The organism is Pseudomonas sp. DW-iso17 (assembly GCF_058725345.1).
Window position 1 is genome coordinate 529158 of the sequence record NZ_JBZXEA010000032.1, and the last position, 10039, is coordinate 539196.

Sequence of the window (10039 nt, forward strand, 5' to 3'; positions counted from 1 at the left end):
TCTCCCTAGGCCCAACTGTTTGGTTATTGCAGTTGACGTGCGCGCAGGCGCGCCACCGCGCTTATATCAACATCCGTTACACGCTCAGGAACCCTCAGCCATGAGCAGGCGTTCAACGTCTTGTGCATTGCGACAGCGTAGGAGCTGCCCTGGCGAAAGGCGCACCGAGAAATCCTCTTGGACCCGCGCCGAAATCGCCTTCAAATGCTGGGGCCGTAGCCCAAGGCTAATAAAGTCCACGCTGGCATTCGCCCCATCCGCCAGCGGTCGCCCCAGTACGCTCAAGTAGATATCCAATACCTTGTTGCGTGGGGTCGAGCGCCTCATCGCAGCGGGCTCACTTGCGTCATTTACCGAAGCCGTAAGCAGGCTGCGGGCCCGTTGACGATCAGGCTTGCCGTTCTGCGACAGCGGCAACGCGTCCACCCTGAGCAAACGCGTGGGCACATGGGAGTGCGGCAGGTGCTGACGGGCGAAGTTGCGGAGTTCGGTGGTGGTCGGCTCTTCGCCGCCCTGCTGACAGACATACAAAGCGCCAATGCAGACCTCGCCTTGGCGCTGCTCGCCGTAATCCACGACCAACACGTGCCTGAGCGACGGATGATTGATCAGCGCTATCTCGATATCCGGAAGCGATACCCGCACACCGCGAACTTTCACGTAGCCATTTACCCGACTGTCGAAGATCAAGGTACCGTCGCGGCGGTAACGCCCGCAGTCACCGGTCCGGAACGCCCGAACGGCTTGGCCATGTTCATCAGTGACGGTCACGAACTCGCTTTGAGCCAACTCGCCGTTTTCGAGGTACCCCAGCGCGAGATTGACGCCGGCGGTGTGAATTCGGCCAACTACGCCTGCCGGGCAATGCTCGCCTCGTGGGTCTAGGACGAAGTAGCTATTTCCGGGCAAGGGCCTTCCATAAGGAATCAGCGCACGGTCATCGTCCGTAATTTCATGCCAGATACTCCAGATGGTGGTCTCCGTCGGCCCCCCCAGGGAAATCAACCGAGATGACGGCAGCAGTTCACGCAACTCGGCGATCACGGCCGGCTTGATGTAATCACCGCCCTGAGCAATCAAACGCAGGCTCTTCAAATCATGGCTGGTGCGGCATGAAAGGAGCATTTCCAAAATAGCGGGCACAGAGCACCACAACGTCACCTGATGTTGGGCGATCAACTGGTTCCAGCGTACGGCGTCCTTTTCCTCGCCACCCCCGGTAAGCACCAGTGTTGCCCCTGCCGTCAGGCATCCGAAAACGTCGAACACCGACATGTCATGGTGAAGTGGAGTCACGGACATGAACACATCGCGCTCGGTGACAGCCCAACGTTCAAGGGTGCTGCCGACGACATTGGCGGTGGCTCGGTTGTTCAGAACCACGCATTTGGGTTTACCAGTGGTGCCCGAGGTATAAAGGTAATAGGCCGGGGCGTCGCTTAACGACAGGTCATCCAGCACGGGCATCGCCTGGGTCTGCACAGCCAAGAGTTCCGCCGGTGTAGCCGTGACTGAGCCGACAGACTCATGCTGGGCAATCACCACAAGATCGGGCTGACAGTTTTCCAGCAGGTAACGCAACCGCTCGGCCGGCGCTGAAACGTCGATGGGAACCCAGATTACGCCTGTCAGAGCACACGCCAACGTCACCATCGTATGTTCCGGGCTGCGAGGCAGGCAGATGGCGACGACTTGCCCACGTGATAATCCGCGCGCTTTCAATGCCCCGATGATGCAGCACACGCTGTGGCCGAGTTCGGCATAGCTGATTAGCCGATCACCACTGATAAGAGCAGTTTTGGTATTGCTCCGATCAAAGATGTTGGTCGCGATCCTGTCGAGAAACCCTTCGCGGCACGCTTCAGTGACCCGACTATTGAAACGGTAGTGGCCTTTTTCGATTATCGCCTTGGCATCAACGGCCAAAACCCCGCTTGTGGTGGCTTGGTCGACCGCTTTTTCGATTGCGTTCAAAACGGCGCTGACAAGCTCCGGCTCCAGCACTGCGCGTGCATAGTCGATATCGAACACCAATTCGCCGTCGGCATTGGCCGAGAAGCGAATATCCATCGCCACCTGTGGCGTCTGGGTCAGACCGCCGTGCAGGCTCATCGGGCTGCCCTGCGCCGAGACTGGCCAGGAAAACCCGTTGGTGATCACCACCGGAAGCACCGGGCCGGGACCATGGGACTCGAACAGCAAACGAGCAAGGTCCACCCCTGAAAAGCTCAGGTGCTGCAACCCTTCCAGCACATCTACTTGCAGCTTGGCAGCGCGTTCGGCAAAACCATCTGGCTCGGCGCTCCAATTGATCGCGATAAAGCTTGAGCGATTCGCAAAGGCACCGACCGTTTGCGGGGCAACAGGCACCGCAACACACAAACCACCCTCATCGAGCCAGTGCGAGAGCACTTCCAGCACCAGTGCCATTAGCGTGGTGTTTTTAAACAGCCGCTGCCGCGCGCCCAACTTGCAATAGGCGCCGAACGTAGGCTTGGGGATCAGCAGGCTCTGTCGCTCGTAGCGTGAAGCGCCCACCCGATCCAGCGCAGTGATCCACGGCAGCCGCGGTGCCCCGCTGACCGCAGCAAGCTTGGCTTTCCAATAAACGGAATCTGCCTTGCGCTTACTGTCCAAATCCTCTGGCTCGGATGCCGTCTGCGGGAACGACTCCTCGCCAGTTGTGCCGTCGAACAGCTCGACCATGAGGGTGGCGATTGAGCGCCCATCGAGAATCAAGGCGTCGAGGCGTACGAAGACGCTCAACTGGCCCTCCGGAAGCTTGAAGATCGTGACGTTCCAGGGCGAACGGTCCAGCTCGAACAACGCATGCGCATACGCCTCGCGGCGCGCCTCGACGTAGTTGAGCGCCTCTTCTGGCGATAAGGTCGTAAGGTCGACTTCGTCCAGGTTCAACTGCACCTCATCGCTGACGAACTGCACGAGTTTCTGCGCGTCGATGCGTACTCTCAGGCTTTCGTGGCGCTGGACCATCTCGACCAGCCGGCTCCGCAGCAGTGCCGGATCCATAGCGCCGCGGTACTCGCGAAACTCTTGCATGGCCACACCACCCAGCGGCATCTGCGCGCTGCGCCCAAGCAAATAAGCCTGCTGTAAAGCGGTCAGTGGTTTTGCGACAACCGCTGGCTGGGAGAGAGGCTGGTCCAGAACAGCGGAGCAAGCGGCCACCTCGCGCACCATCAGCACGAAACGGTCGAAAAACTCCGACACCCAGGCTGGTGGTAACGCATCCAGACGGATATCCCAATTGATCAAGATGCCGCCGTCGGCGCAGACAACCTGCGCGTCTAGCGCAACCTGAGGCCCTTGGGAAACCACCCAGTTCATGGGGCCCAACACTCGCCGCACCCGCTCAGAAAGAAGGTCTGCGCCAGACAGATCCAGCCCGGCGGTAAACACAACAGGGGCCAGTTGCGCAGCGCCATGATGACGCGACAGGTCGCGCATCAGGCTCACCCCGGGATAAGCGCAATGCTCGAGCAAATCCACCATATTGCCTGCCAGTTGCCTGCACAGCTCGGCCAGGCTCCGGGCCGCCTCCAGATCGATATCCAGAATCAGCATGTTGGCAAAATCGCCGACGATCCGCTCAACCTCGCCCACCAGCGCAGGTCGCCAGAACGTAGGGACATTGAGGCGAAATCGCTTGTCTCCCGTTTGGGCGCCGAGGGCCGCTGCAAACACCCCCATCATCAAGGTAGACAGCGTTATTCTGCGTTCGCGGGCGAGACGCTGTAACGCCTGGCGCTCTTCTGGACCCAGCCATGTGCTGAGTCGATCGCTGTGCGGCTGGTCAGGCGGGGTTTCAAGAAAAGGTAACGTCGGCGCCGGCGCGATATCAGGCAGACGCTCGCGCCACCAGCGACGGTCCCGGTCGCGGGCCGTTTTAAGTGCGCTATCGGTGCGCGCTTTGTCATACCAGTCGAAGAACGATGGCGTGTGTGGCAGAGCGGCCTCTGGATGTTCATAGAGCTCTGCCAGGTCTTCTATCAACGTGCGAAAACTGGATGGGTCAATGGCGATCATGTCCGTATCGACATGCAGCCGAAACGCATCATTGGCCAGCAGGCTCACACAAAACCGTGCTACGGGCCCTTGACACAGATCAAGCTGCTGATGAGTCCATTCCTCACGCTTGCAGAGCAGGCGCTGCGCAACCTCCTCTTCACTTATCGAACGTAAATCCTCCACCTCCAATAGCGGTGACTGGTCCATCGCAGCAATGGATTGAAGCCCTTCCGCATTCAGCCTGACTCGCAGCATGGGGTGCAGCCGACATACCTGCTCAAGTGCCTTGCGCAGCCGCTCCAGCTCAATGCAATGGCCATCGAATTCGGCATACAGATGAGCTGAAACTTTCCCTAAAAACGCATGAGCAGTCCGCCCGATCCAACAGGCGGCTTGCATTGAAGTTAACTCTCTCATGGCTCACTCATGTGATTGACAAATCGTAATGATTAGCATCACATATTAGAAACGATAATGATTCTATTTCAAGATTTCTTTTTATCCCTAGGCCACGGAGGCTTCCCCCAAATGAGAACGGGCACCCTAAGAACAACCGAGATGGAAGAGGTGCAACTCGCAGAGGTACAACGTAGTTTTTCGTTCACATCCGGCGATCGCGAGTTAGCGGTCACCGGGATGCTGCAGAGAATTGAAACACCTGCCATTGGCGGCGATGACGCCAATAGCCTGTTCCAGCAGACAATTGTGCAAGCGCTTGATCGGGCGCGCGAAGCTGGCCAGAGCAACCCAATCATCGTTGGCGCCATCCCTTTCGACCCTGCTGAACCTTCCTGCCTCTACATTCCCGAACACGCGCAATGGCGGACCCGAGACATCCACGCGAAAACGGGTATGTCGACGCTGCCTGAGTTGATCGAACAGAAAAACATTCCGGACGAACAGGCCTTCAAACGGGCGGTGGAACACGCCGTCGTCAACTTCCGCCACAGCGACGTACGCAAGGCTGTGCTCTCGGTTCAACGCGAGCTGATATTTGCAAACGATGTGGATGTGAGTGCCCTGCAGCACAACCTGAAAGCCCAGAACCCGAGCGGCTACCACTTCCGTGTGCCAATGCCTGATGGCACCACGCTGATCGGTGTCAGTCCCGAACTTCTGGTCCGCAAGGAAGGCCTGAGATTTCTGTCCAACCCGCTGGCAGGGTCAGCCAAGCGCATGGCCGATCCAGAAGCCGACCGGCGCAATGCAGACTGGTTGCTGACATCGGAAAAAGATCACTACGAACACGGGTTCGTGACCCAGGACATCGTCAGCCAACTGGGGAAACTATGCACGCAGCTGAATGTGCCGCAACGCCCCTCCCTCATCAGCACGCCCGCGCTCTGGCACCTCTCGACCCGCATCGAAGGTACGCTGGCAGACCCGGCTGTATCGGCCTTGCAGCTTGCCTGCCGCTTGCACCCCACACCGGCTGTGTGCGGCTTCCCCACCGAGCGCGCCCGGCGCCTGATTCGCTTCGTCGAACCCTTCGAGCGCGGCCTGTTCACCGGCATGGTGGGTTGGTGCGATGCCCAGGGCAATGGCGAATGGGTCGTAACGATTCGTTGCGGCACGGTCAGGCGAAACAAGGTCCGCCTGTTCGCCGGCGCAGGCATCGTTGAAGCCTCAAGCCCCGACTCCGAATGGGCAGAAGTCCAGACCAAGCTTGGCACCATGCTGCGCGCCTGCGGATTGGCCCACTAACTCGAATTTTTTTTCACACGTGAATACTATGACTATTGAATTTAACCACTGGCCTCTGGAAAGCGCACAGCGTTATCGGGACAAAGGCTATTGGCTCGACAAACCGCTCACCCACCTCCTTCAGGAACGCAGCCAGTCGCAACCCGACGCCCCCGCGATTATTTGCGGCGATCGCCACTTCAGCTATGCCGAGTTGGACCAATTGTCTTCCAACCTGGCCTCGCGACTGGCCGCCAGCGGGCTTGGCAACGGTGACACTGCACTGGTGCAGTTGCCCAATATCGCGGAGTTTTACATTGTCCTTTTTGCCCTGCTCAAGTCAGGAATCGCCCCCCTCAACGCGCTCTACAGCCATCGCAAACTTGAACTCAAGAGTTACGCCAAACAAATCGCGCCAACGTTGTTGATTGCTTCCCGCGAACATGAAGTCTTCCGTGACGACAGCTATATCCCCGTCTTCAAGGAGGTGGGTTCAAGTCCAGACATCATCTTGCTGTTGGGCGAGCAACGTCACGAAAACAACCTCGCCGACTGGATCAATACGCCGAGCGAGAGCAACGTGAACGTCTCCCCCTCGGGGCCCGGCGAGGTCGCATTGTTCCAACTGTCAGGCGGCAGCACGGGCACCCCCAAACTCATCCCCCGCACTCACAACGACTATTACTACAACGCAAGGGCAAGCGCGCAAGTATGCGAACTTACCCCACGCACGCGCTTTCTATGCGCGCTACCTGCCGCCCATAACTTCTTGCTCAGCTCCCCCGGCGCCCTCGGTGTTCTACATGCTGGCGGCTGCATCATCATGGCGCCCAGCCCGGAGCCCTTGACCTGTTTTTCGATCATCCAGCGCCAAGAAGTCAATACTGTGGCCTTGGTGCCAAGTGCAGTCGCCTTGTGGCTGCAGGCAGCGCCGGAGCATAAAGAACAACTGCAATCGCTTGAGTTCCTCCAGGTAGGTGGCGCCTGTTTTGCCGACTCGCTGGCACGCCAGGTGCCCGGCGTGCTCGGTTGTAAGCTGCAACAGGTATTCGGGATGGCCGAAGGTCTGATCAACTACACCCGGCTAAATGACTCCGACGAACAGATTTTTACTACCCAGGGCCGTCCGATCAGCCCCGACGATGAAATCAAAATCGTTGACGAACAAGGCCTCCCCGTCCCGGACGGAGAACCTGGCATGCTCGCCACACGTGGCCCTTACACTTTTTGCGGGTACTACCAAAGCCCCGAACAAAATGCCCAGGCGTTCGATAACGAGGGGTACTACTACTCCGGCGACCTCGTCCAACTCATGCCCAGCGGCGATTTGCGCGTGGTCGGCAGGGTCAAGGACCAGATCAACCGTGGCGGTGAAAAAGTCGCCTCGGAGGAAATCGAAAACCTCATCGTCCTCCATCCTGATGTGACTCACGCGGGCTTGGTGGCCATGCCCGATGACAGGCTGGGAGAAAAAAGCTGCGCGTTCGTCGTCTCACGCAACCCGAGCCTGAAGCCGCCCGCGCTCAGACGTCACCTGATGGAACTCGGCATCGCCGAATACAAACTGCCCGACCGCATCCGGTTAATCGAAACCATGCCGCTGACCCCCGTGGGCAAGATTGACAAGAAGCATCTGCGTCAGCTTCTGGCAGCGGAAACCACCCGCGCCTGGTTGCAGACTCGCGTGCGGCAACTCGTCGAGGACTGTGAAGACCTGGACCCCGAGGAAAACCTGATTTTCTATGGCCTCGACTCCTTGCAAGTGATGAGACTCGCTGCCGAACTCAAGGAGCGTGGCATTGCCGTCAGCTTCGAAGAACTGGCGGATTCGCCCACGCTCAGCAGCTGGTGGTCATTGGTAGACGCGAGGCAGATAGCCGCCTGACCGGGCGGCGTCACCCAGTCGTTTTAAAAGGAGTTAGACATGACTTTATCCCCTGCCGACCAAAGCAAGCTTGAAGGCTTCTGGCAGCACTGCGTGACACATCAGTATTTCAACATTGGGTATCCCGAATCAGCCGATTTTGATTACTCCCAGCTGCACCGTTTCTTGCAGTTTTCAATTAACAACTGCGGGGACTGGAACGAGTACAGCAACTACCTGTTGAACTCGTTCGACTTTGAAAAAGACGTCATGACGTATTTCGCCGAGCTGTTCAACATTGCCCTTGAAGACAGTTGGGGTTACGTCACCAATGGCGGGACGGAAGGCAATATGTTTGGCTGCTACCTGGGACGCGAACTGTTTCCGGACGGCACCCTGTACTACTCGAAAGACACCCACTACTCCGTGGCAAAGATCGTCAAATTATTGCGGATCAAATGCCGTGCGGTCGAATCGCTGCCCAATGGCGAAATCGACTACGACGACCTGATGGCAAAAATAACCGCCGACCAGGAGCGTCACCCCATCATCTTCGCCAACATCGGCACCACGATGCGTGGAGCCGTGGATAATATCGTGACCATCCAGCAACGCCTGCAACAGGCAGGCATTGCCCGCCACGACTACTACCTGCACGCTGATGCGGCCTTGAGCGGGATGATCCTGCCCTTCGTCGATCACCCACAACCCTTCTCGTTTGCCGACGGCATCGACTCGATCTGCGTCTCCGGCCACAAGATGATCGGCTCGCCCATTCCTTGCGGAATTGTCGTGGCCAAACGCAACAACGTCGCGCGCATTTCAGTGGAAGTGGACTATATCCGCGCCCATGACAAGACCATCAGCGGCTCGCGCAACGGCCACACACCCCTGATGATGTGGGCGGCACTGCGCAGCTACTCATGGGCTGAATGGCGCCATCGAATCAAACACAGCCTAGACACGGCACAGTACGCCGTCGACCGCTTCCAGGCCTCGGGCATTGATGCCTGGCGCAACGAAAACTCCATCACCGTCGTGTTCCCTTGCCCATCAGAAAGAATTGCGACGAAATACTGCCTGGCCACCTCCGGTAATTCGGCACACCTGATCACCACACCTCATCATCACGACTGCAGCATGATCGACGCCTTGATCGACGAAGTGGTTGCCGAAGCTCAACTGAATACCCTTCGATCCAAGCGAGCATTCACTGATCAAACGGTCGTCGAGCGATTGCCCGCGGCGTCATTCAACTTGCGTACCCATTATTGAAAGAGACCAGCCTCATGCTGCCGCTAAAACCGCCACAAGCCTGCGAGAACCTCAATGACATTCGAGCGGGCATCGACTTTTTTGACCGCCAGATCCTTGACTCGCTACAAAAACGCCTGCGTTACGTAAAGGCTGCGGCGCAGTTCAAAGCCAACGAACAGGACATTCCAGCACCTGAACGCGTCGCGGCCATGCTTGAGGAGCGGCGACTATGGGCGGTAGAAGCCGAACTTGATGTCGCTTTCGTCGAGAAGCTCTACGAGCAGATTATTCACTGGAATATTCAACAGCAAATCCTGCATTGGCGGGCCACCCGACAACCAACGTACTCGGCGCAGGCCAAGTCATGACGATGGCGGGTGGATGCCTGACGACTTGAGGTCTGCGATTCACGCGGGCTGTCCTTGTTCGAGTGGTGTGTGTTCACAACTATCACCGTAGACCAAGGGCGGCCTTTTCTTCATTTTTTTGTAATCAGATCAGCCTGTTAGCTGTTAATTAAGTGCCATTCAAATCTGTCCCCTTTTTGTTTCGCCATAATGCTGATATCGAATTCTTTGCATTTGACCTTGCCCGTAATTCGATTGGCCGCAGTGTCGGGTAGAGTCACCGTAGCCCCATCTATTCTGCTCTACGCCCCCCCGGCACTACCATAGCCCGCGTTAAAAATCCGACTCGCAATTAAATAAAACACAGACACCATCTTCCTTCCCAACCAAGCTGATTGGCTTTTTACTTACGCCACCGTCAACTGAAATCTCAACCATAAGAGTTTGATCCTCAAATGAGCGTAATTCTTCAATTAATTCAGAAATGGTCTTCCCACGTGTAATCCAATCCGGCATCTCAGTTTTTTTCATTTCAATCACCAATACGTTTCATATTCACGTCAAAAGTACCCAGTCTCGTATCTTTCGAGCCAAGCGCTTTAACCGATTTAGCTGCTTTCCATGCTCCTCCGTTATGTCCGTCAAGGTCCCTAGTGATATACAAATTCCCCTGTTTGAAAACAGCCTGCCCATCATGAACTGTTTCGTTGATTTTTTTATACCCCAACGCTTCTGCAGCCTGCTTGTCCTCCTTATTTGTCCTATAGACAGGTTCGGCAAGAGGACGAGGAGAATTTGCCTCGGTGGGCCTGTCCCCCGGCAGCGTACGCCATGAAGCTGGTTATCCAGTCTTCTGCCT

The 10039-nt window shown here is 57.1% G+C and carries 7 protein-coding genes; 4 read left to right on the forward strand and 3 right to left on the reverse strand.

Features of this window, described 5'->3' with window-relative positions:
• Nucleotides 1–84: 84 nt before the first annotated feature.
• Nucleotides 85–4446 carry an amino acid adenylation domain-containing protein gene (locus tag AC4PS6_RS20525; RefSeq protein ID WP_492180957.1) on the reverse strand — a complete coding sequence of 1454 codons (4362 nt, stop codon included), beginning with the start codon at nt 4444–4446 and terminating at the stop codon, nt 85–87.
• Nucleotides 4447–4587: 141 nt separating this feature from the next.
• On the opposite strand from AC4PS6_RS20525, the gene AC4PS6_RS20530 reads away from it, so the two are divergent.
• Genes AC4PS6_RS20530 through AC4PS6_RS20545 form a run of 4 tightly spaced genes read left to right on the forward strand, consistent with a single transcriptional unit; the run spans nt 4588 to nt 9201 of the window.
• Nucleotides 4588–5733: an isochorismate synthase gene (locus AC4PS6_RS20530; RefSeq protein WP_336826662.1), complete on the forward strand. Its 1146-nt coding sequence runs from the start codon at nt 4588–4590 to the stop codon at nt 5731–5733.
• A gap of 28 nt (nt 5734–5761) precedes the next feature.
• Nucleotides 5762–7597 (forward strand): (2,3-dihydroxybenzoyl)adenylate synthase, encoded by a 1836-nt coding sequence (locus AC4PS6_RS20535; protein WP_020302735.1) that lies wholly within the window; start codon nt 5762–5764, stop codon nt 7595–7597.
• 39 nt (nt 7598–7636) lie between these two features.
• Nucleotides 7637–8851, forward strand: coding sequence for a histidine decarboxylase (locus AC4PS6_RS20540; RefSeq protein ID WP_106111177.1), 1215 nt, complete (start codon nt 7637–7639; stop codon nt 8849–8851).
• Nucleotides 8852–8865: 14 nt separating this feature from the next.
• On the forward strand, nt 8866–9201 hold the full coding sequence (locus tag AC4PS6_RS20545; RefSeq protein ID WP_014718554.1) for an isochorismate lyase: 336 nt from the start codon (nt 8866–8868) through the stop codon (nt 9199–9201).
• 312 nt (nt 9202–9513) lie between these two features.
• On the opposite strand, the gene AC4PS6_RS20550 is transcribed toward AC4PS6_RS20545, so the two are convergent.
• Together AC4PS6_RS20550 and AC4PS6_RS20555 are read right to left on the reverse strand one after the other, a co-directional pair.
• Nucleotides 9514–9711 (reverse strand): hypothetical protein, encoded by a 198-nt coding sequence (locus AC4PS6_RS20550; RefSeq protein WP_032872340.1) that lies wholly within the window; start codon nt 9709–9711, stop codon nt 9514–9516.
• Nucleotide 9712: 1 nt separating this feature from the next.
• Nucleotides 9713–9907 (reverse strand): toxin C-terminal domain-containing protein, encoded by a 195-nt coding sequence (locus AC4PS6_RS20555; RefSeq protein WP_232246130.1) that lies wholly within the window; start codon nt 9905–9907, stop codon nt 9713–9715.
• Nucleotides 9908–10039 lie beyond the last annotated feature (132 nt).